Origin of the sequence: Rhizobium sp. SG741, assembly GCF_012275435.1 — a bacterium.
Classification (GTDB): domain Bacteria; phylum Pseudomonadota; class Alphaproteobacteria; order Rhizobiales; family Rhizobiaceae; genus Rhizobium; species Rhizobium lusitanum.
The window spans coordinates 199,194-220,806 of sequence record NZ_JAAZQP010000001.1 but is presented as its reverse complement, the minus strand read 5'-3'; the positions used below and the strand labels follow the sequence as shown (position 1 = coordinate 220,806).

20 protein-coding genes are annotated in these 21,613 nt (G+C 61.5%); 9 read left to right on the top strand and 11 right to left on the bottom strand.

Annotated features, from left to right (window positions below; translation table 11 throughout):
• The first annotated feature begins 10 nt into the window (after positions 1–10).
• The 5 genes from glgC (at position 11) to FHT29_RS01130 (ending at position 7,090) form a co-directional block, all read left to right on the top strand.
• A complete protein-coding gene (glgC, locus tag FHT29_RS01150) occupies positions 11–1,273 on the top strand; it encodes a glucose-1-phosphate adenylyltransferase (protein WP_034503413.1) in 1,263 nt (420 codons plus the stop codon).
• Positions 1,274–1,276: 3 nt separating this feature from the next.
• Positions 1,277–2,719 (top strand): glycogen synthase GlgA, encoded by a 1,443-nt coding sequence (glgA, locus tag FHT29_RS01145; protein ID WP_047555316.1) that lies wholly within the window; start codon positions 1,277–1,279, stop codon positions 2,717–2,719.
• Positions 2,720–2,723: 4 nt separating this feature from the next.
• A complete protein-coding gene (locus FHT29_RS01140) occupies positions 2,724–4,352 on the top strand; it encodes an alpha-D-glucose phosphate-specific phosphoglucomutase (protein WP_047555315.1) in 1,629 nt (542 codons plus the stop codon).
• A gap of 210 nt (positions 4,353–4,562) precedes the next feature.
• Entirely contained in the window at positions 4,563–6,533 is a 1,971-nt protein-coding gene (glgX, locus tag FHT29_RS01135; RefSeq protein ID WP_168599013.1) for a glycogen debranching protein GlgX, read from the top strand.
• Between the two features lie 68 nt (positions 6,534–6,601).
• Entirely contained in the window at positions 6,602–7,090 is a 489-nt protein-coding gene (locus FHT29_RS01130) for a MaoC family dehydratase (RefSeq protein ID WP_047555313.1), read from the top strand.
• A 20-nt stretch (positions 7,091–7,110) separates the two neighbouring features.
• Here the strand turns inward: FHT29_RS01130 and FHT29_RS01125 are convergent, their stop codons facing one another.
• The 7 genes from FHT29_RS01125 to FHT29_RS01095 all read right to left on the bottom strand — a co-directional run bounded on the left by FHT29_RS01125 (position 7,111) and on the right by FHT29_RS01095 (position 13,541).
• On the bottom strand, positions 7,111–7,659 hold the full coding sequence (locus FHT29_RS01125; RefSeq protein WP_037196349.1) for a sarcosine oxidase subunit gamma: 549 nt from the start codon (positions 7,657–7,659) through the stop codon (positions 7,111–7,113).
• A complete protein-coding gene (locus FHT29_RS01120) occupies positions 7,652–10,645 on the bottom strand; it encodes a sarcosine oxidase subunit alpha (protein ID WP_047555312.1) in 2,994 nt (997 codons plus the stop codon). Before FHT29_RS01120 ends, FHT29_RS01125 begins: the two co-directional genes overlap by 8 nt.
• Positions 10,642–11,007: a sarcosine oxidase subunit delta gene (locus tag FHT29_RS01115; RefSeq protein ID WP_047555311.1), complete on the bottom strand. Its 366-nt coding sequence runs from the start codon at positions 11,005–11,007 to the stop codon at positions 10,642–10,644. The genes FHT29_RS01120 and FHT29_RS01115 overlap by 4 nt, the downstream gene beginning before the upstream one ends.
• A 15-nt stretch (positions 11,008–11,022) precedes the next feature.
• Positions 11,023–11,442, bottom strand: a complete 420-nt coding sequence (locus FHT29_RS01110; protein WP_037196346.1) for a hypothetical protein — start codon at positions 11,440–11,442, stop codon at positions 11,023–11,025.
• Entirely contained in the window at positions 11,442–12,695 is a 1,254-nt protein-coding gene (locus FHT29_RS01105) for a sarcosine oxidase subunit beta family protein (protein WP_047555310.1), read from the bottom strand. Before FHT29_RS01105 ends, FHT29_RS01110 begins: the two co-directional genes overlap by 1 nt.
• Positions 12,696–12,832: 137 nt before the next feature.
• Positions 12,833–13,288 (bottom strand): hypothetical protein, encoded by a 456-nt coding sequence (locus FHT29_RS01100; RefSeq protein ID WP_131511946.1) that lies wholly within the window; start codon positions 13,286–13,288, stop codon positions 12,833–12,835.
• 16 nt (positions 13,289–13,304) lie between these two features.
• Entirely contained in the window at positions 13,305–13,541 is a 237-nt protein-coding gene (locus FHT29_RS01095) for a hypothetical protein (protein WP_052211992.1), read from the bottom strand.
• Between the two features lie 364 nt (positions 13,542–13,905).
• Here FHT29_RS01095 and rpsU point away from each other — a divergent pair, with 364 nt between their 5' ends.
• The 4 genes from rpsU (at position 13,906) to FHT29_RS01075 (ending at position 18,227) form a co-directional block, all read left to right on the top strand.
• A complete protein-coding gene (gene rpsU / locus FHT29_RS01090; protein ID WP_003585885.1) occupies positions 13,906–14,118 on the top strand; it encodes a 30S ribosomal protein S21 in 213 nt (70 codons plus the stop codon).
• A 137-nt stretch (positions 14,119–14,255) separates the two neighbouring features.
• Complete coding sequence (locus FHT29_RS01085; RefSeq protein WP_037196343.1) at positions 14,256–15,131, top strand: tetratricopeptide repeat protein; 876 nt, start codon at positions 14,256–14,258, stop codon at positions 15,129–15,131.
• 115 nt (positions 15,132–15,246) lie between these two features.
• Positions 15,247–16,317, top strand: coding sequence for an FAD-binding oxidoreductase (locus FHT29_RS01080; RefSeq protein ID WP_047555307.1), 1,071 nt, complete (start codon positions 15,247–15,249; stop codon positions 16,315–16,317).
• Between the two features lie 254 nt (positions 16,318–16,571).
• Entirely contained in the window at positions 16,572–18,227 is a 1,656-nt protein-coding gene (locus FHT29_RS01075; RefSeq protein ID WP_037196585.1) for a sensor histidine kinase, read from the top strand.
• Positions 18,228–18,259: 32 nt separating this feature from the next.
• Here the strand turns inward: FHT29_RS01075 and FHT29_RS01070 are convergent, their stop codons facing one another.
• The 4 genes from FHT29_RS01070 to FHT29_RS01055 all read right to left on the bottom strand — a co-directional run bounded on the left by FHT29_RS01070 (position 18,260) and on the right by FHT29_RS01055 (position 21,565).
• Complete coding sequence (locus FHT29_RS01070) at positions 18,260–19,654, bottom strand: NAD(P)(+) transhydrogenase (Re/Si-specific) subunit beta (protein WP_037196584.1); 1,395 nt, start codon at positions 19,652–19,654, stop codon at positions 18,260–18,262.
• Between the two features lie 10 nt (positions 19,655–19,664).
• Positions 19,665–20,063 (bottom strand): proton-translocating transhydrogenase family protein, encoded by a 399-nt coding sequence (locus FHT29_RS01065; RefSeq protein WP_037196341.1) that lies wholly within the window; start codon positions 20,061–20,063, stop codon positions 19,665–19,667.
• A 1-nt stretch (position 20,064) separates the two neighbouring features.
• Entirely contained in the window at positions 20,065–21,228 is a 1,164-nt protein-coding gene (locus tag FHT29_RS01060; protein ID WP_037196340.1) for a Re/Si-specific NAD(P)(+) transhydrogenase subunit alpha, read from the bottom strand.
• 112 nt (positions 21,229–21,340) lie between these two features.
• On the bottom strand, positions 21,341–21,565 hold the full coding sequence (locus tag FHT29_RS01055) for an aa3-type cytochrome c oxidase subunit IV (protein ID WP_037196339.1): 225 nt from the start codon (positions 21,563–21,565) through the stop codon (positions 21,341–21,343).
• Between the last annotated feature and the right edge of the window lie 48 nt (positions 21,566–21,613).

Here is a 21,613-nt window from a genome sequence, read left to right as displayed (position 1 = left end):
GAGGAATAAAATGGTAGAAAAACGTTTCCAGCCGCTGGCACGCGACGCCATGGCCTACGTTCTTGCCGGGGGTCGAGGCAGCCGATTGAAGGAACTCACCGACCGCCGCGCGAAGCCGGCCGTCTACTTCGGCGGCAAGACCCGAATCATCGATTTCGCCCTGTCCAACGCACTCAACTCCGGTATCCGCCGCATCGGTGTCGCCACCCAGTACAAGGCGCACTCGCTGATCCGCCATATGCAGCGCGGCTGGAACTTCTTCCGGCCCGAGCGAAACGAAAGTTTCGATATCCTGCCGGCCTCGCAGCGCGTGTCGGAAACGCAGTGGTATGAAGGCACGGCCGACGCGGTCTACCAGAACATCGACATCATCGAGCCTTATGGCCCGGAATACATGGTCATCCTCGCCGGCGACCACATCTACAAGATGGACTATGAATGGATGCTGCAGCAGCACGTCGATTCTGGCGCTGATGTCACCATCGGCTGCCTCGAAGTGCCCCGCATGGAAGCCGTCGGCTTCGGCGTCATGCACGTCGACGAAAAAGACCAGATTATCGACTTTGTCGAGAAGCCCGCTGATCCGCCCGGCATCCCCGGCAATCCGGATTTCGCGCTGGCCTCGATGGGCATCTACGTCTTCCACACGAAGTTCCTGATCGAATGCCTGAAACGTGATGCCGCCGACCCCAACTCCAGCCGCGACTTCGGCAAGGACATCATTCCCTACATCGTCAAGAACGGCAAAGCCGTCGCGCACCGCTTCGCGCAATCCTGCGTCCGCTCCGATTTCGAGCGCGAGGCCTATTGGCGCGACGTCGGCACGATCGACGCCTACTGGCAGGCCAATATCGACCTGACCGCCGTGGTGCCGGAACTCGACATCTATGACAAGTCCTGGCCGATCTGGACCTATGCGGAAATCAGCCCGCCGGCCAAATTCGTCCATGACGACGAGGACCGCCGCGGTTCGGCTGTTTCCTCCGTTGTCGCCGGCGACTGCATCATTTCAGGCGCGAGTCTCTACAACAGCCTGCTGTTCACCGGCGTGCGCGCCAACTCCTACTCCAAGCTGGAGGGAGCCGTGGTGCTGCCGAGCGTCAAGGTCGGCCGCCGAGCGCAGCTCAAGAATGTCGTCATCGACCATGGCGTCACCATTCCGGAGGGCCTGATCGTCGGCGAGGATCCGGAACTGGACGCCAAGCGCTGGCGCCGCACGGAAAGTGGTATCTGCCTGATCACCCAGACGATGATCGACAAGCTGGATATCTGAGGCATGAAGGTCCTTTCGGTTGCATCCGAGGTTTTCCCCCTGATCAAGACGGGGGGCCTGGCCGATGTGGCCGGCGCCCTGCCCATTGCACTGAGACCCTATGGTGTCGAAACCAGGACCCTCATCCCGGGCTATCCCGCGGTGATGAAAGCCATTCGCAACCCAGTGGTTCGCCTTGAATTCACCGATCTGCTCGGCGAACAAGCGACCGTGCTGGAAGTCGAGCATGGCGGCATTTCCTTCCTCGTGCTCGATGCGCCGGCCTACTACAGCCGCACCGGCGGACCCTATGTCGATGCCACGGGAAGGGATTACCCTGACAACTGGCGGCGTTTCGCCGCCTTGTCGCTGGCCGGCGCGGAAATCGCCGCCGGCCGATTGCCCGGCTGGCAGCCGGATCTGGTGCATGCCCATGACTGGCAATCCGCCCTGGTGCCGGTCTACATGCGCTACTATCCGACGCCGGAACTGCCGAGTGTGCTCACGATCCACAACATTGCCTTTCAGGGTCAATTCGGCCCCGGCATCTTCCCCGGCCTGCGCTTGCCGGCGCACGCCTTTTCCATGGAAGGCGTCGAATATTATGGCGATGTCGGCTTCCTCAAGGGCGGCCTGCAGACGGCCCATGCGCTGACCACCGTCAGCCCGTCCTATGCCGAGGAAATCCTGACGCCGGAATTCGGCATGGGTCTCGAGGGTGTCATCGCCAGCAGGGCGAACAGCCTCCACGGCATCGTCAACGGCATCGACGATGACATCTGGAACCCTGCGACCGACGCGATGATCGCGCAGACCTATAGCGCCGCGACACTCAAGGACCGCGCAGTCAACCGTGAGCGCGTCATCGAATACTTCGGGCTTGACCACGATGATGGGCCGATCTTCTGCGTCGTCAGCCGCCTCACCTGGCAGAAAGGCATGGATCTTCTGGCCGGCGTCGCCAGCGAGATCGTTCACATGGGCGGCAAGCTCGCCATCCTGGGCGCCGGTGATGCAGCGCTGGAAGGCGCGTTGTTCGCCGCAGCCGGCCGCCATCGCGGCCGCGTCGGGGTGTCGGCCGGCTATAACGAGCCGATGTCGCATATCATGCAGGGCGGTTGCGACGCGATTATCATCCCCTCGCGTTTCGAACCCTGTGGCCTCACGCAGCTTTATGGCTTACGCTATGGCTGTCTGCCGATTGTCGCGCGTACGGGCGGGCTCAACGATACCATTATCGACGCCAACCACGCCGCGCTGCAGGCCAAAGTCGCGACCGGCATTCAGTTTTCTCCCGTCACTGCCGGAGGGCTGCTGCAAGCCATGCGCCGTGCCATGCACCTTTTCCAGGATCGAAAGGTCTGGACGCAGATGCAAAAGCAGGGCATGAAATCCGACGTATCCTGGGGCAGAAGCGCAGAACGCTACGCCGCTCTCTACTCCAGTCTTGTCTCGAGAGGCGCTTAACCCGATGATTAAAACCGTATCCACCACCCCCTACGCGGATCAAAAACCCGGCACCTCGGGCCTGCGAAAGAAGGTTCCCGAATTCCAGCGGCCGAATTACGCGGAAAACTTCATTCAATCGATTTTCGATTCGCTCGAAGGCTATCAGGGCAAGTGCCTGGTCATCGGCGGCGACGGCCGCTACTACAATCGCGACGTCATTCAGAAGGCCATCAAGATGGCCGCCGCAAACGGCTTCGGCAAAGTGATGGTCGGCAAGGGCGGCATCCTCTCGACGCCCGCTGCCTCGCACATCATCCGCAAGTACAAGGCGTTCGGCGGCATCATATTGTCGGCCAGCCACAATCCCGGTGGCCCGACCGAAGATTTCGGCATCAAGTACAATATCGGCAATGGCGGCCCGGCGCCGGAAAAGATCACGGATGCCATCTACGAGCGCTCCAAGGTCATCGACAGCTACAAGATATCGGATTTTCCGGACATCAATCTCGACCGCATCGCCCGCGAAGATATCGGCGGCATGATCGTTTCTGTCATCGACCCCGTCGAAGACTACGCTGCCCTGATGGAGGAGCTGTTCGATTTCGGCGCCATCCGCAACCTGATCAGCCTCGGCTTCCGCCTCTGCTTCGATGCGATGAGCGCGGTCACCGGGCCCTATGCCAAGGAGATCTTCGAGATCCGCCTCGGGGCGCCCGATGGATCGGTGCGCAACTTCCTGCCACTGCCCGACTTCGGCGGCCATCACCCTGACCCGAACCTCGTCCACTGCAAGGAGCTCTACGACGAGATGATGGGCGACGATGCGCCCGACTTCGGCGCGGCATCGGATGGCGACGGCGACCGTAACCTGATCATCGGCAAGGGCATCTACGTCACGCCGTCGGACAGTCTGGCGATCCTCGCGGCCAACGCCAACCTCGCGCCCGGTTATTCGCACGGCATCGCCGGTATCGCCCGCTCCATGCCGACCAGCGGTGCTGCCGACCGCGTCGCCGAAAAGCGCGGCATTGGGATGTACGAAACCCCGACCGGCTGGAAATTCTTCGGCAACCTGCTCGATGCCGGCATGGCGACGATTTGCGGCGAGGAAAGCTCGGGCACCGGCTCCAACCACGTTCGCGAAAAGGACGGCCTTTGGGCTGTGCTGCTCTGGCTCAACATTCTCGCCGTGCGCGGCGAAAGCGTCGTCGATATCGTCACGCAGCATTGGGCCACCTACGGCCGCAACTATTATTCCCGCCACGACTATGAAGGCGTCGACACCGATGCCGCCAACGGCCTGATTGCCGCGCTGCGCGAGAAGCTGCCGACCCTGCCGGGCACGAAGTATGGCGATCTCACTGTTTCCGCCGCCGACGACTTCGCCTATCACGATCCGGTCGATAAGTCCGTCAGCCAGCATCAGGGCATCCGCATCCTGTTCGAGGGCGGCTCCCGTGTCGTCTTCCGCCTGTCTGGCACCGGCACGACGGGCGCGACCCTGCGCGTCTACATCGAACGCTACGAGCCCGACCCGACCCGTCACAACATCGAGACGCAGGAAGCGCTCGCAGACCTCATCACCGCAGCCCAGGAAATCGCTGACATCAAGGGCCGCACCGGCCGCGACGCCCCGACTGTTATCACCTGAACCTACGGATTAAGCCCCTTCTCCCCACATTTGCGGGGAGAAGGTGGCTGGGAGCCGCCGAATGAAGTGAAGCGGCGACTGGTCGGATGAGGGGCCTTCTCAAAATTCGCCGCGAACGCAGAACTTGCCGGACGCTCTGCCCCTCACCCCAGCTCTCCCCGCAAGCAGGGAGAGGGAACCATCTCTAGCGATCCGGAAAGCCCGCCAGACATGTCAGAGCCGACAATCCGCTGCCTTGGCGCTACCCTCACCGAAACGGGCATTGAATTTGCCGTCTGGTCCAGACATGCCGAACGGATCGAATTTTGCCTGTTCGATGCCGAGGGCAAGAAGGAAATCTCGCGCCTGCCATTGACCCGCGACGGCGACGAGCATCGCCTTTTCGTCAAGGGTGCCAAGGAGGGCATGCGTTATGGCCTGCGCGCCCACGGCACATACGATCCCGACCAAGGCTTGTGGTTCGATCCGTCCAAACTGCTGATCGATCCCTATGCCAAGGAGATCGACCGGCCGTTCCGATACGATCCGCGCCTCGGAACCTTCGGCGAAGACACGCAGGATCTCATGCCGAAGGCGATCGTCTCACGCGATGTCACTGTTGCCCCGGCCAAGCCGCTGTTTCAGCCGGGCGGCCTGATCTACGAGATCGCCGTCAAGCCGTTCACCATGCTGCATCCGGACGTGCCGGTGGAAAAGCGCGGCACGCTCGGCGCCCTCGCCCATCCCTCCGTCATCGCCCATCTCAAGCGCCTCCAGGTGAATGCCATCGAGCTGATGCCGATCACCGCCTGGATCGACGAACGGCACCTGCCGCCGCTCGGTCTCACCAACGGCTGGGGCTACAATCCCGTCGCCTTCATGGCGCTCGACCCGCGTCTCGTGCCCGGCGGTATCACGGAGTTACGCGAGACGGTCGCGGCTCTCCATGCCGAGGGGATCGCGGTCATCCTCGATCTCGTCTTCAACCACACGGGCGAAAGCGATCGCCAGGGGCCGACGCTATCGCTGCGCGGTCTCGACAACCCAACCTATTTCCGTCATCTGCCGGATCAGCCCGGCACGCTGGTCAACGACACAGGCACCGGCAATACCGTCGCCTGCGACCTGCCGGCGACGCGCAAGCTCATCATCGACAGCCTCCGCCATTTCGTCCAGCACGCCGGCATCGACGGTTTCCGCTTCGACCTTGCCACGGTGATCGGGCGGGGCACCAAGGGGTTCGATCCCGAAAGCATGACACTGCGCACCATGCTGGCGGATGACGTACTTCAGGATCGCATCCTCATCGCCGAACCCTGGGACATTGGTCCCGGCGGCTATCAGCTGGGGAATTTTCCAGCACCTTTTCTCGAATGGAACGACCGCGCCCGCGATGATCTCCGCCGCTTCTGGCGCGGTGACAGCAGGATCGGCGATCTGGCGACGATCCTTGCCGGCTCCTCCTCCATCTTCGGCCGCGACGGCCGCACGCAGACGCGCAGCGTCAACTTCCTCGCCGCCCATGACGGCTTCACGCTGATGGACCTCGTCTCCTATGCCGAAAAGCACAATGAAGCCAACGGCGAGAACAACCGCGACGGTCACAACGAGAATTTCTCCTGGAACAACGGCACCGAAGGCAAGACGGACGACCAGACCATCCAGAACAAGCGCCGCGCCGACATCGAAGCTATGCTTTCGACGCTCTTTGCCACGCGCGGCACGATCATGCTGACGGCCGGCGACGAAGGCGGTCGCAGCCAGCAAGGCAACAACAATGCCTATTGCCAGGACAATGCCATCACCTGGATGGACTGGTCAGCCCTCGACGAGGATCTGATCGGCCACACGGCGTGGCTTGCAGGCCTACGCCGCCGCTTCAGCGCCTTCAGCGATATGGACTTCTTCAAGGGGGACGGCGACATCCTCTGGTTTTCCGCCGCGGGTACGCCGATGTCCGTGCCGGACTGGGATGCACCGGCAGCCGACGTGCTCGCCATGGCAATCGAGACGCAAGACCAAGAAGCCGGCCGGCCAGTGCGACTCGCCATCCTCCTCAATCGCGCAGCCGACGAACTCCACGCCACGCTGCCACCATCCGAAAAAGGCGGTTGGTCGCTGTTGAGCCCGTCGGGTGAACCATTAGCCGGCGAGCAGATCACGATCCCCGCCCGCTCCGTCAGTTTCTTCGTCGAATTTTGACCCGGTTGCACTTTCTGTCCCAATTCGCCAGAAAGGGCCATTGACCCCTTAGACTGACGAGGATGGGAATGCCCGGCGATATCTCGCTTGTTGAAATCATGAAACGTGTGGGAACGGAGATCGGCATTTCCGATTGGCTCGCGGTCGACCAGACTATGATCGATACCTTCGCCGACGCGACGCACGATCACCAGTTCATCCACGTCGATCCCGAGCGCGCTAAAGCGGAAACGCCCTATGGCGGTACCATCGCGCATGGCTTTCTGACGCTCTCGCTACTCTCGGCGCTGAACTACAGCGCCCTGCCTAAGATCCGCGAGCAGACCATGGGCATCAACTACGGCTTCGAGAAGATCCGTTTCATGTCGCCGGTCAAATGCGGCGCGCGCGTGCGCGGCCGTTTCATGCTCGCCGAAACCCGGCTGCGCGGCGCCAATATGCTGATGCTAACCTATGATGTGACGGTCGAAATCGAGAATGAACGCAAGCCGGCATTGACTGCGACATGGACGACCATATCGCAGTTCGATCCGAAGGATCGGCCGGTAGAAGCCTGACCAGCCGGGATGCGGAGCCATTAAAGGCTCGCATCCTCCGCCGCTTCGGCCAGAAGGCCGAAGGCATAGTCAGAGAAGGAGCGCCAGACCTCGACGCGGAACGTTTCCTCGTCGAGCCGCAGCAGCACGACTTCGACCTTGCCAAACAGCGTGCGCGAGCAGGCGCCGACTGGGAAAGCCTGCAGCGAAAGATCCTGCGGGCAGCCGCCCGAAAGCGTTGCTTCCGCGCCGGGGCCGGACACGATCACGGCGGTATTGCGATGCGAGACATCGACTGCCGAGTGCAGCACGCCGGCCGAGGCCGCAAGGCCGACCAGATCGGCGCCGTTCTCATCGATGACGAGCCATTCGTCCGGGCCAAGCCAAAGGGCATGACGGCCGTTGGCGCTGGCAGAGGTCTTCGGCCGGTTCGGCATTTGCAGGCCGAGCGCCTGCGAAAGGCCGCCGATGGAATCGCTCGGCGCGCGCAGCGAAATGCGGCTTGCGGGCGCGGCAGGCGTCAGCCTGACGGTGGCGGAACCGCCGTGGCGGCCGGCGAGCGGCAGTTTACGGGTTGCAAGATCAACCATTGATCCGGCCTCCTTCCTTGTCAAAGAACACCAGATCCGTCACCTCGACTGATATCGTCTTGTCGGGCATCGGCACATAGAGCGTCTTGCCCAGGCGATCGCGGCCGCCGGCGACCAAAGCGAAGGCGATGGAGCGGCCGAGATTTTCCGACCAGTAGGCTGAAGTGACATGTCCGAGCATGGTCATCGGCTTCTGCTCATTGGGATCGGCGACAATCTGCGCGCCTTCCTCCAGCACCACCTTCGGATCGCGAGTGACGAGGCCGACGAGCTGCTTGCGGCCGTCCTTGATGAGATCAGGCCGCTTCAGGCCGCGGATGCCGACGAAATCCGTCTTCTTCTTGGAGACGGCCCATGAGAGACCGGCATCGTCTGGCGTCACCGTGCCGTCGGTATCCTGACCGACGATGATATAGCCCTTTTCGGCGCGCAGTATGTGCATGGTCTCGGTGCCATAGGCGCAGGCGCCCAGCGGCTCGGCCCGCGCCCAGACGGCTTCGAGAACCGACCGGCCGTAATCGGCCGGCACGTTGATTTCATAGCCGACCTCACCGGTAAACGAGACGCGGAACAGCCGCGCCGGCACGCCGCACACCTTGCACTCGGCCACGCTCATATGCGGGAAGGCCTCGTTGGAAAGATCGAGCCCCTCGACCAGCGGCTCGATGATCTCGCGCGCCTTCGGACCCTGCACGGCAATGACAGCCCATTGTTCGGTCGTCGACGTTAGCCAGACTTTCAGATGCGGGAATTCCGTCTGGAGATAGTCTTCCATGTGATGCAGCACACGCGGTGCGCCGCCGGTTGTGGTGGTCACGTGGAAGCGGTCGTCTGCCAGACGTCCGACGACGCCGTCGTCATAGACGAAACCGTCCTCGCGCAGCATGATGCCGTAGCGGCAGCGGCCGGGCTTCAGCGTGTCCCAGGCGTTGGTGTAGATCAGGTTCAGGAACTCCGCCGCATCCGGCCCGACCACCTCGATTTTGCCGAGCGTCGAGGCATCGAACACGCCCGCCACCTCGCGCGCCGTGCGGCATTCGCGGTCGACGGCCTGATGCATGGTTTCTCCGGCGCGCGGATAGAACCACGCGCGCTTCCAGTTGCCGACATCCTCGAAGATTGCGCCATGCGCCTCTTCCCAGGCATGCATCGGCGTCTTGCGGGCGGGATCGAAAAGAGACCCGCGCGAATGGCTGATCAGCGTGCCGTAAGTGACCGGCGTATAGGGAGCGCGGAAGGTGGTGAGACCCACCTGCGGGATATCCTTGCCAAGCATTTCGGCGGCGATCGCCAGCCCGTGCATATTGGAAAGCTTGCCCTGGTCGGACGCCATGCCGTTGGTGGTGAAGCGCTTGATATGCTCGATGGAATGCATGCCCTCGCGCACGGCAAGGCGGATATCCTTGGCGCAGACGTCGTGCTGGAAATCGACGAAGGCCTTGGCATTGGTGTCCGGTCCTGCGCCCTCGGCAGCACCGATCATGCCACCGGTCCATTCGAAAGCCTGCTCCGCCTGGAGCTGGATCTTTTCCCCGCCACTTGCTCCGGCTGCGCGCGCCATGAGCTCGCCGGCGGCAAGTGATTCCTCGATTGCCGCCTGCAGCCCGTCGGTGCCGTTGCATGCGCCGACGGAAAGACAATCCTGGACATAGGTGCCCGGCAGGAAACGCTGCTTCTCCGCATCGAACTTCAGCTTGCCGCGCGATTGCGAGAACAGATGCACCGACGGCGTCCAGCCGGCCGAAACCAGCAGCGCATCCACGGCGATCTTGCGAGAGCTGGAGCTGCCATTGCGCGCAACGGTCATGGACGAGACCCGCAGCTTGCCGGCCGTATCGACAACAGCATAATCAGCCATGACCTCGATGCCGAGCCGCTTTGCCTCGGCAACGACTGCCTCGCCCGGCCGCACCCGGCTGTCGACGATGGCAACGACTGAGACACCGGCGCGCTTGAGATCGAAAGCGGCTTCGTAGGCCGAATCATGCGCGGTATAGACGCCGATCTTGGCACCGACGGCGACGCCATAATGGTTGAGAAAGGCGCGCGCGGCCGATGCCAGCATGATGCCCGGCCGGTCGTTGTTCGGGAACACCATGTGGCGTTCGATCGCGCCCGTCGCCAGGACGACGCGCTTGGCGCGGACCTGCCACAGGCGCTCGCGCGGCAGGTTGCGGCCCGGCTTCGCCAGATGATCGGTCACCCGCTCGGCAAGCCCGAAGAAATTGTGATTGTAGTAGCCGAAGGCCGTCGTGCGGGTCAGCACCTCGACATTCGGCATCGCCTTCAGCCTGGCAACAATCTCCTGCGCCCAGGCATAGCCCTCGACGCCGTCGATCTTGACGCCGGTATCGAAGCGCAGCGCGCCGCCCGCTTCCGCCTGCTCATCGCAGAGGATGACCTTCGCGCCGGCTTCGGCAGCGGCCAATGCCGCCGAGAGGCCGGAAATGCCGGCGCCGACGACCAGCACGTCGCAATGGGCATAGCGGCTGGCATAGTGATCCGGATCCTCTTCCGTCGGCGCGACGCCAAGGCCGGCAGCGCGACGGATGAAGGGCTCGTAAATGTGCTTCCAGGCCGCCTTCGGCCACATGAAGGTCTTGTAGTAGAAGCCGGCGGCAAAGAAGGGCGACATCAAATTGTTGACGCCGCCGATATCGAAGGCGAGCGACGGCCAACGGTTCTGCGACTGCGCCTTCATGCCGTCGAACACCTCCTGCACGCTGGCGCGGACGTTCGGCTGGCGCCGGGCCGCATCGCGGGAGATGTCGAGCAGCGCATTCGGCTCCTCGGCTCCGGCCGACAGGATGCCGCGCGGGCGATGATACTTGAACGAACGGCCGACGAGATGAACGCCATTGGCAAGCAGTGCGGAGGCGACGGTGTCGCCTTCGAGCGCCGTGTAGCTTTTGCCGTCAAAGGTGAAGCGGGCGGTTCTGGCGGGCGTCAGACGCCCCTTGCCCGCAATACGATTGGCGCCGCTCATTCAGCAAATCCCTCTTTTTGTGCCGTCTGTTCTTGTTCGCACTGGCTCGGGGCTATCGGCTCGGATGCGCCCGGCAGCAGCGTTGAAGGATCCGGCTTCGGCTCGCCGGCCTTGTAGGTGCGGTAGAAATGGTCGCTCACCGTGTCGCGCGCCGCATTGAAGAAGCGGCCGCAGCCATGGATATGCCGCCAGCGTTCGAAGATCAGGCCCTTCGGATTGTCGCGCAGGAAGAAATATTCCTCGAATTCCTCGTCAGAGATCCCGGCGATATTGGCCGGCCGCACGATATGCGCGTCGCCGGCGTTGCGGAATTCGAGTTCCGAACGCTCTTCCTCGCAATAGGGGCAGTAAATCAGCAGCATCGTTTTCTACCTGTGTTAAAGCTCGGAGCCGGAAAGGCTTGTACCGGGAGGCTGCGCGCAAAGCTGCCGTCCCATGGTGACGAAAGGCGTTATGCGCTTCAGCAGCGCCTCCAGCGACCCGTAGGGTTTCAGCACGTTGGTCATCCCCAGATTGATCAGACTCATGCCCAGCAGATCCGTGTCGACTTCGAAAGCCCTCGTGGCCGCCGGCGTCTGTTCCGGCACGAAATAAACGGCCGGCTTGTTCAGCACCTTGACGCAGGCAAGCACGCCGCTTTCGGCCACGAACGGCCAATCCGCTTCGTCCTGTGCCTTGTGGATCACCTGCATGCGAACATCCCCGGCCCCCGGAAAGAGATCGCTGACCTTGGTCACGATCGTCCCTGCCGGAAGCGAAAATCCCGCCGCAAGAACGATCCCGACCGCCGCCAGCATCAATGCGCCACGGCAGCCGCTGCCGCCTCGTCGATCAATCGGCCAGTGCGGAAACGATCCAGATTAAGCCCGGCATTGAATTTGTGCGGCTCGTCGCGGGCAATCAGATGCGCAAACAGATTGGCCGAACCCGGCGTTGCCTTGAAGCCGCCCGTGCCCCAGCCGCAGTTGACATAGAGCCCCGGCACCGGTGTCTTCGACTGGATCGCGGACCGATCCGGCGTGTTGTCGACAATGCCGCCCCAGGAGCGCATCATCTTCACGCGCCGGAACATCGGGAAGAGTTCGCAGATCGCATCCAGCGTGTGGGTGATGATCTGCAGGCCGCCGGTCTGGCTGTAGGAATTATACTGATCCGTGCCGGCGCCGATAACGAGCTCGCCCTTGTCGGACTGCGAGATATAGGCATGCACCGTGTTCGACATGACGACGCAGGGGAAGATCGGCTTCAGCGGCTCGGAGACCAGCGCCTGCAATGGGCTCGACTGCAGCGGCACACGCACGCCCGCCATCTGCATGACAACGGTGGTATGACCGGCTGCGGAAACGCCGATCTTCTTGGTACCGATGAAGCCCTTGCTCGTGTCGACACCGGTCACGCGGCCGTCCGACCCGCGGCGGATGCCGGTCACTTCGCAATTCTGGATGATATGCACGCCGCGATCCGACGCCGCGCGGGCAAAGCCCCAGGCGACCGCATCGTGCCGCGCCGTGCCACCGCGACGCTGCAGGGCGGCGCCATTGATGGGGTAACGCGCGGTGCTGGAAATATCGAGCGGCGGACAAAAGGCCTTGGCCTGCTCCGGCGTCAGCCATTCATTGTCGATGCCGTAGAGGCGGTTGGCGTGGATATGCCGTTTGAACGATTGCTGGTCGTGCACATTGTGCGACAGCATCATCACGCCGCGGGGCGAATACATGACGTTGTAATTGAGATCCTGAGACAGCCCTTCCCAGAGCTTCATCGAATGCTCGTAGATGTGCATGCTCTCTTCATAGAGATAGTTCGAGCGGATGATCGTGGTGTTGCGGCCGGTATTGCCGCCGCCGAGCCAGCCCTTCTCGATAACGGCGACATTGGTGATGCCGTGCTCCTTGGCGAGATAATAGGCCGCGCCCAGGCCATGACCGCCGGCGCCGATGATGACGACATCATACTCCTTGCGCGGCTCCGGCGAGGTCCATTGAGCCTCCCAGCCCTTGTGAGCCCGCATCGCTTCCCTTGCCACGGCAAAAACCGAGTATTTACGCATTCGCCCTCAACTCCTTCAGGCATGACGCCCTTTTATGGGTCATACAGATCGCAAATCAAAAACCGACACAACGGCTCTTTTGCGACGCATTCAGGACCGGCTTTCGACACGGTGAAAAAGAATGGGCGAACGCAACGTCAAACCATCTGTGGAGTCTGTGCCGATGTGGCCGAATTCATGTCCGCTTGAAGAACAAACCACATTGTTGCGTCACGGGTAAAAAGAAGACACGCGGCAAGCGAATAAAAGGAAGTCATCAAAATTAGCAAAGCAAATTCGAAAACCGTTCCCTCTGCGTGACCCTTAATAGCGAGTACTCCGAAGCCGAAACCAATCAAAAACATCATAGCGAATTGCCCGCAAAGTGTCATCCAGCGCGCCCAGTTCACCCGTTTATGGACAACCAGCCAAACCCAGAAGATTTGGATGCAAAGAATCGCAATTTGTAAAATCGTGAAAGCCAATGGTGCTTCAGCAAAACGACTGGCCGTCCGATCCCAGTTCACCACCTGATTTATCAAAACAACCGCCACCCCAGCATATGTGAGGCGTTCGTAATATCGAACGCTCGTTGGCATGGTCTTATCGCTCATAATTCCCAGCTCCATCCTACTTGCGCTGTAGGTGACAAACCTTCACCCGGCCACCACGGCCGTCGCTGCGCCAGATGCATCCTTCCTTGCGCGGCTTATGGTTGTAAAGGTAGATTCTCGCGCGATGCTTGCTATCGAAGGTCTGGTTCGAAAAATCATGACCGCCGACGCGGACGTTCTTACCAAAACGCACCTCACCGGCTGCGGCAGGCGCAAGCATTGCAGCAAGAACGACCAAAGCAACCATGGGCATTGCAAGCAGCCTCCCGGCAGCAACGAGGCCGAGTGATTCCATAAAGTGATTCCTCCTCTCGCATCGGACGACTGAACGGACGCGCGAATGGTTGTGATACAGAACCTTTGCACCGGCATGTCAGCGGTCGCTAAACATCGAAAACCAAGTCCGCACCCTATACGGCGAAGGTACCAATAGCCCAATTCAGGGCTCGACAAGCCGCTTTTTACCCGGCAAACTCACGATCTGGCTAGACTTTGACAAACCGATCTGCTATCTCGCCTAACCAATCGCAAGGCTACGGCTGCGCGAACGTTATATTTTTGCCTCCTGGCGCCGCCGTCGCCGCTGGCATTAACCAAACCAAAGGAACGTGATTCTCGTGCAGGTACTTGTCCGCGATAACAATGTCGACCAGGCTCTCCGCGCTCTCAAGAAGAAGATGCAGCGCGAAGGCATTTTCCGCGAAATGAAGATGCGCGACTACTACGAAAAGCCGTCGCAGAAGCGTGCTCGTGAGAAGGCTGAAGCTGTTCGTCGTGTTCGCAAGCTGGCACGCAAGCGCGCGCAGCGTGAAGGCTTGGTCGCACGCTAATCGTCGTCTTTTCGACGTTTTCAGATGTATGTGTGGCGGGGGCGAGTCGTTCGCCGCCGCCTTTTTGATTTATTCTGCGTACAAATCGGATTAGATCAGAACAGCCTGATATGACGCATGGGAAAGCGAACCCGATAATGGCAATCACGACTACCGAACGGCTCCGTACTTCGAACCTGCTCTTTTTTGTTTCGAAGCGCGCCGCCGCACTGCCAGCTTTGGCGATTCTTGCCGCAATCAGCCTATCCGGCTGCCAGACTGCTTCCACCGATAACGTGATCCGCATCGACAAGGCGCAGGGCTCCTCGGAGAATATCGCTTCGCTGACCTCGGTCATCAATGCCAATCCACAGGATCCGGAAGGCTACAATGTTCGCGGTACGGCCTACGGCCGCGGCGGAGATTTCAGCCGCGCGCTTGCGGACTTCAATCAGGCGATACAGCTCAATCCGAAGTTCTATCAGGCCTATGCCAACCGCGCGCTTATCTACCGCAACATGGGCAAGCTGCCGGAAGCGGTCGCGGACTACAATGCCGCGCTGCAGATCAATTCCAACTACGACGTCGCCTATATCGGCCGGGGCAATCTCTATCGCCAGTCAGGTCGCGACGACGACGCGTTCAACGACTATTCCAAGGCGATCAGCTTGGGAACGACGGATGGCCGTGCCTTCAACGGCCGCGGCGTGATCTATCAGAAGCGCAATCAGCAGGATAAGGCGATCGACGATTTCTCCAAGGCGATCTCGCTGTCCCCGAACTCGCCCGAGCCCTACAACAGCCGCGGCATTTCCTATCTTGCACAGAACGACGACGACAACGCCTTCGCCGACTTCAACCATGCGATCGATCTTGACAACAAGGTCGCCCAATCCTGGGCGAACCAAGCCTTCGTCTACGAGCGCAAAGGCGACAAGGCGAAAGCCCGCCGTTCCTACCAGCATGCCGTCAACCTTGATCCAAACTACCAGCCGGCCAGAGATGGCTTGGCGCGCGTGGGCGCCGGCTCCTGACATAGCCGCATAGCAATGAGACGTTGAGCCGCCGACGATCCTTCGTCCGGCGGCTTTTCTTTGCGTCATCGAACGCCTAGTCTCGAATATCTCCCCATCCAAACGAGACCACGACATGCCCTCCCCCCAGAAAATCATCGTTATCGGCGCTGGCATCATCGGCGCCTCCATCGCCTGGCATCTCCAGCGCAAGGGTGCGTCCGTCACGACAATCGCGCAAAAGATTGGCGGCGAGGCAACACCGAATTCCTTCGCCTGGATCAATGCCAGCTGGGGCAATCCCGAGTTCTATTTTCATTTCCGTCACCGCTCGATGGCCGAATGGTCGCGGCTTGCGGCGGATCTGCCCGGTCTGCCACTGTCCTGGTGTGGCGGATTGTGCTGGGATATGCCGGAGGCCGCACTGGATGCCTATGCCGCGCAACATCATGGTTGGGGCTATGGCATACAGCCGGTCAATCGTGCGACGAGCGTCATGATCGAGCCGAACCTCGCCACCCCACCCGACTATGCGTTGCATATCGCCGAGGAAGGCGCCGTCGAGCCCGTTGCTGCAGCCGAGCTGCTGCTGCAGGACGCCGGTCGTCATGGCGTCGGGCTTCTGCACGGTGTCGAGGTGACAAGTCTATTGACTGAGAACGGCAGGATCGCCGGCGTCGAGACAAATGAAGGGCCGATGCACGCCGATCATGTCGTTCTTGCCGCCGGCGCCGGCACGGCAGCAATTGCCGCATCGGCCGGCATTCATGTGCCGCTCGAAACGCCGCCTGGTCTGATCGTTCATTCCCGCCCCACGCCGAAACTGCTGAACGGCCTGGTGATGGCTCCGGAACTTCACATGCGCCAGACGATGGAAGGCCGGATTATTGCCGGCGGTGATTTCGGCGGCACCGCTCCCGGCGACAATCCACAGAAAGCCGCAGGCGAGCTTTTCGCCAAGGTGAAGGCGGCATTGAAGGGAGGCGATGCGTTGGAACTCGATTTCCATACCATCGGCTATCGTCCGACACCGAAAGACGGCCTGCCCATCCTCGGCGGTGTCGACGCCAGGCCAGGGCTCTATCTTGCGGTCCTTCATTCCGGCGTCACGCTCGCGCCGCTCGTCGGGCTGCTGGCAGCGGAGGAAATCCTCGATGGCAAGGAGGTTACGGAACTCTCCCCTTTCCGACTATCGCGCTTCGCCTAAGGCGGACGATGGGGTGCGGACGCGCAACCACAACGATGCATCACCGCCCCGTAAACGCCCGGGATTATTTACGATTTCACGGCAATGAATTTTCAGATGTTGCAAGGCAATTTGCCGAGCCCTAACATGGGTGCCCTGAGAGTATGTAGCTCAGGGTCTAGGCATGGGGGCGCTTGGCATGATGACCGGAACCGTTATTCTTGCTTCCGCAAGCGCTCCCGATCGTCATCGAGGTACGATCGGTTGATCGCACCATGAGGAAGCTGCATTTCCCGAAGGCGTCGATTGGGGCTTATCTGATCGCCATCGCACTGGCGATTGCCTTGCCCATTCTCGCCTTCGTCGCGCTGCTTTTGGTCCAGCTCGAAAACAATGAACGCGATGCATTGAAAGGCGACACCGTTCAGGACGCCCAGTCTTTGGCCCGCGTGATCGATCGGCAACTGCAGGATATGGCGACGACCCTGCGGCTGCTCTCCTCTTCGCCTGAGTTGGAGCACAACGATATCGAGACCTTTTTCACCCGGACGGAGACGGTGTTGCGCACCGATGCGCTTTTCGTCCTGCTCCTGGAAAAGGATGGCCAACTTCGGTTGAACACACGCTGGCCGCTCGGCAAGCCGCTTGGCAAGACGGGCAACATCGCCGCGCTGCAATCGGCGCTGGACTCCGGACGCATCGAGGCGTCCGATGTCTTCGTAGGCCCGAACGCCCGTCGATGGGTCTATAACGTCACCCTCCCGCTCGATCATTCGCCGGCCGGCGCCGCATTGGCGATAACCCAGGATGCGGATCAGCTCGCCAAGCTCATCACGACAGAAGCGCTCCCCCCGGGCTGGTCGGCCGCGGTCCTGGACAAATCCGGCCACGTCGTCGCCGCCGGCGGCCCGACGATCCTTTCCCCCGGCGATACATTCAACAAGGATATTCTGCCCAAATTGATCGCTTCCAGCGGCGTCTATCAGGATGACAAGGTCCTGCCGCACTCGCTGCTCGGCTATGCGCAGATCTCCGGCTGGTCATGGAAAGCGGTCGTGTGGGGGCCTGTCATCTCGGCACAGGCATCGCTGATGAGCACATGGCGTTTCCTGATTTATGGCGGCGTCACATTGCTGCTGGTCGCGCTGATCGCCGTCTATGCCCTGGCGCGCCAGGTGCGCATAACCATACAGAGCATCGCCGACATGGCGGATCGCATGGGCCGGGGCGAGATCGTGTCGCCGATCGACAGCAGTGTCGTCGAGGCCAATCAGGTGGCCGTCGCGCTTTCCAACGCGTCCTTCGACCGCAGCGTCACCGAAGACCGGCTGCATTTCGTCATGCACGAGCTCGTCCACCGCACCAAGAACCTGCTGGCGCTCGCCCAGGCGATGACCCGCCAGCTCGCACGCCAGACAGATAGCGTCGATACCTTCCAGCGCGCGGTCGCCGACCGGCTGGAAGGATTGGCGCGCTCGATAGAGGTCCTGACCAGCGAGCAATGGTCCGGCGTCTCGCTGCGCCGCGTGATCGACATCCATCTGGCGACCTTCCTGCAAGGGCCGCAACAGCTCGACGTAAAAGGCAACGATTTCCTGTTGAAGCCCGAAGCGGTGCAGAATCTCGGCTTGATCCTGCACGAGCTGGCAACGAATTCGGTAAAATACGGAGCGCTCTCGGCCCCCGAGGGCAAGATTGCCATCGAATGGACGAACGAGCCAGGTGAGACCGGACCGATGATCCGGTTCGTCTGGACTGAAAGCGACGGCCCGCCGGTCAAACCACCGACCGAGACCGGCTTCGGCACGACGGTCACGAAAGCCCATGCCGCCGCATCCTTCAGCGGTCATGTCGAGATCGATTTCCGGCCCGCTGGCCTCGTATGGATACTCACCGCCCCGCGCGCCACGATGGAGCGCAAGCGAACATAGAACGGGTTACGATCGGGAATGGGGTGTGAACGTTACTCGTTCATAGCCTTGACGATCTCTTCCGTCACCTTCTTGGCGTCACCAAGCAGCATCATCGTCCCGTCCTTGTAGAACAGGGTATTGTCGATGCCGGCATAGCCGGAGCCGAGGGAGCGCTTGACGAAGAGGCAGGTCTTGGCCTTGTCGACGTCGAGGATCGGCATGCCGTAGATCGGCGAGGTCTTGTCGTCGCGCGCGGCCGGATTGGTGACGTCGTTGGCACCGATGACATAGGCGACATCGGCCTGCGCAAATTCGGAATTGATGTCCTCGAGCTCGAACACCTCGTCATAGGGCACGTTTGCTTCGGCGAGCAGCACGTTCATATGGCCGGGCATCCGTCCGGCGACCGGATGGATAGCATATTTCACTTCGACGCCGTGCGCCTTCAGGCGATCGGCCATCTCGCGCAGCGCATGCTGGGCCTGGGCAACCGCCATGCCGTATCCTGGCACGATGATGACCTTTGAGGCATTCGCCATGAGATAGGCTGCATCCTCAGCCGAGCCGAGTTTGACGGTCTTGTCGGAATTATCGGCGCCGCCCGACACGCTTTCACCACCGAAGCCGCCGAGAATGACCGAGACGAAGGAGCGGTTCATGCCCTTGCACATGATGTAGGACAGGATCGCACCGGAGGACCCCACAAGCGCGCCGGTGATGATGAGCGCCAGATTGCCGAGCGTGAAGCCGATGCCGGCGGCCGCCCATCCGGAATAGGAATTCAGCATCGACACGACAACAGGCATGTCCGCCCCGCCGATCGGCACGATCAAGAGCACGCCGAGCGCCAGCGACAGGACGACGACGGCCCAGAAATCGAAATGGCTTTCGCTTACCGCAAGGCCGATGATGAAAAACACGATCAGGATAAGCAGGGCGGCATTGATGATGTGCCGGTATGGCAGCAGGATCGGCTTGCCGGACATGCGCCCGTCGAGCTTCAGGAAGGCGATGATCGAACCGGTAAAGGTCAAGGCACCGATGGCCACACCGATCGCCATTTCGATGCGGGCCTCGGTGTGGATGGATCCGATATTGCCGATGCCGAAGGAGGACGGCGTATAGAGCGCCGACGCCGCCACCAGAACCGCCGCCAGGCCGACCAGCGAGTGGAAGCCGGCCACGAGCTGCGGCATCGAGGTCATTGGGATGACACGGGCAATGTAGGCGCCCGCTCCGCCGCCGATGGCGAGGCCGAGAACGATCAGCACGAAGCCGCCGAAGGACGGCGTCGCCAGCACCAACGTCGTGACGATGGCAATGCCCATGCCGATCATGCCGTACAGATTGCCGCGCCGGCTGGTTGCCGGATGGGAAAGGCCGCGCAGCGCCAGAACGAACAGGACGCCGGAAACCAGATAGAGGAAAGCCGCGATATTGGTCAGCATGCCGCCCTCACTTGTCTTTCTTCTTGTACATCGCCAGCATGCGCTGGGTGACAAGGAAGCCGCCGACGATATTGACCGAAACGAGCACCAGCGCCACGAAGCCGAAGCCCGTGGCCAATCCGCTGGCGGAAATACCGACCGCCAGCAGCGCGCCGACGACGATGACCGAGGAGATGGCGTTCGTTACCGCCATCAGCGGCGTGTGCAGGGCCGGCGTCACCGACCAGACCACATAGTAGCCGACGAAGATCGCCAGCACGAAGATCGCGAACTGGAAGACGAAGGGATCGATCGCCCCGCCGGTTGCGGCGCTGGCCGCCTCAGGCGCTTGTGCCGCAGCGGTCATGACGGCGGTAACGGCATCATTCAGTTGCTGGAGTGCCCGATCCATTGCTTGGCTGGCCATTTCAGAGATCTCCCTTCTTGACCGTCGGCTGGTCGGGATCGACGAAATTCGGGTGCACGACTTCGCCGCCATCGGTCAGCATCGTCGCCTTGATCAACTCGTCGGCGCGATTGAGGCCGAGGCTCTTGCTGTCCTTGTCGACCATCGTTTCCAGGAAGGTGACGAGGTTCTTGGCATAGAGAGCCGACGCGCTCGCCGGGATCCGGCCGGCCATATTGGGATATCCGACCACCCTGACGCCTTCGACATCGGCCACGGCGCCGTATTCAACGCCCTCGATATTGCCGCCGCGCTCGACGGCGAGATCGACCGCGACCGCACCCGGGCGCATGGCCTTCAGCATGTCGCGGCTGACAAGCCGAGGGGCAGGACGTCCAGGGATAAGCGCTGTTGTGATGACGATATCCTGCTTGGCGATGTGATCCGCGACCAGCGCTGCCTGCTTGGCCTGATATTCCCCGGACATTTCCTTGGCGTAGCCGCCGGCGGTTTCGGCGGCCTTGAACTCCTCGTCCTCGACAGCGATGAATTTCGCGCCGAGCGAGGCGACCTGCTCCTTGGCTGCCGGACGCACGTCGGTGGCCGACACCAGAGCACCCAGCCGCCTTGCCGTCGCGATCGCCTGCAGACCGGCGACGCCGGCGCCCATGACGAAGACCTTTGCCGCCGGCACCGTACCCGCCGCCGTCATCATCATCGGCAGCGCCCGGTCATAAACGGCGGCAGCCTCGATGACTGCCTGATAACCGGCAAGGTTTGCCTGCGACGACAGGACATCCATCGACTGCGCGCGCGTGATGCGGGGCATCAGTTCCATGGCGAAGCTCGTCAGCCCGGCGCGCGCCATCTCGACAAGGGCTGCCTCGTTGCCATAGGGATCCATGATGGCGATCACGATCGCGCCGGTCTTGTAGCCGGTCATCTCCTTGCTCGTCGGTCGCCTGACCTTGAGAATGACATCGGCCCGCTTGGCATCCTTCACAGCGCCGATACGCGCACCGATGGCCTCGTATTCGCGGTCAGGAATGCGCGAGGAAGCGCCCGCACCGGCTTCAATCACGACGTCGAAGCCGAGGCTTCTCATCTTTTTCACTGTCTCGACGGACGCCGCGACGCGCGCTTCCTCCGCCACGCTTTCCTTGGCCACGAAAACCAAATTACCCAACGACAACACCTCGCATCAAACGGCCGCACGCCCTAATGCGGTGGCGTGACAGCCCGCAGAATTACGGGAAGGCCCGAGCCAGATAGGCCCGGCGTCGATCAGCGCTGGAATGTCAGCGCAACAGGATAATGCTGGCGATGGAAAGAACAATGAAAATGAGGACGCCACCGAGGAAGCCGGCATGGCCGAAGAAGCCTGCCGCCATGGCGATCAACAATGCGGCAATGATCGCAGATCCGACCCGGGCGCTCGAGAGGAAAAGATTATAAGTCTTCTCATGCTCCTTGTAGTCCATAGGAGCACCGGTTTCAGCGGGTCCGGTATTATGTTCGGCCATTCAAAAATCTCCCCTCGATGCGCTCCTCCCGAAAGACCCGACAACAGA

Coding starts and splice junctions, on each gene's coding strand:
- FHT29_RS01140 (WP_047555315.1), top strand. CDS start 2,724: ATGATTAAAACCGTATCCACCACCCCCTACGCGGATCAAAAACCCGGC.
- FHT29_RS01075 (WP_037196585.1), top strand. CDS start 16,572: ATGAGGAAGCTGCATTTCCCGAAGGCGTCGATTGGGGCTTATCTGATC.
- FHT29_RS01085 (WP_037196343.1), top strand. CDS start 14,256: ATGGCAATCACGACTACCGAACGGCTCCGTACTTCGAACCTGCTCTTT.
- FHT29_RS01105 (WP_047555310.1), bottom strand. CDS start 12,695: ATGCGTAAATACTCGGTTTTTGCCGTGGCAAGGGAAGCGATGCGGGCT.
- FHT29_RS01080 (WP_047555307.1), top strand. CDS start 15,247: ATGCCCTCCCCCCAGAAAATCATCGTTATCGGCGCTGGCATCATCGGC.
- FHT29_RS01065 (WP_037196341.1), bottom strand. CDS start 20,063: ATGGCCAGCCAAGCAATGGATCGGGCACTCCAGCAACTGAATGATGCC.
- FHT29_RS01125 (WP_037196349.1), bottom strand. CDS start 7,659: ATGGTTGATCTTGCAACCCGTAAACTGCCGCTCGCCGGCCGCCACGGC.
- glgA (WP_047555316.1), top strand. CDS start 1,277: ATGAAGGTCCTTTCGGTTGCATCCGAGGTTTTCCCCCTGATCAAGACG.
- FHT29_RS01120 (WP_047555312.1), bottom strand. CDS start 10,645: ATGAGCGGCGCCAATCGTATTGCGGGCAAGGGGCGTCTGACGCCCGCC.
- FHT29_RS01130 (WP_047555313.1), top strand. CDS start 6,602: ATGCCCGGCGATATCTCGCTTGTTGAAATCATGAAACGTGTGGGAACG.
- FHT29_RS01095 (WP_052211992.1), bottom strand. CDS start 13,541: ATGCCCATGGTTGCTTTGGTCGTTCTTGCTGCAATGCTTGCGCCTGCC.
- glgC (WP_034503413.1), top strand. CDS start 11: ATGGTAGAAAAACGTTTCCAGCCGCTGGCACGCGACGCCATGGCCTAC.
- FHT29_RS01115 (WP_047555311.1), bottom strand. CDS start 11,007: ATGCTGCTGATTTACTGCCCCTATTGCGAGGAAGAGCGTTCGGAACTC.
- FHT29_RS01100 (WP_131511946.1), bottom strand. CDS start 13,288: ATGAGCGATAAGACCATGCCAACGAGCGTTCGATATTACGAACGCCTC.
- FHT29_RS01055 (WP_037196339.1), bottom strand. CDS start 21,565: ATGGCCGAACATAATACCGGACCCGCTGAAACCGGTGCTCCTATGGAC.
- FHT29_RS01110 (WP_037196346.1), bottom strand. CDS start 11,442: ATGCTGGCGGCGGTCGGGATCGTTCTTGCGGCGGGATTTTCGCTTCCG.
- glgX (WP_168599013.1), top strand. CDS start 4,563: ATGTCAGAGCCGACAATCCGCTGCCTTGGCGCTACCCTCACCGAAACG.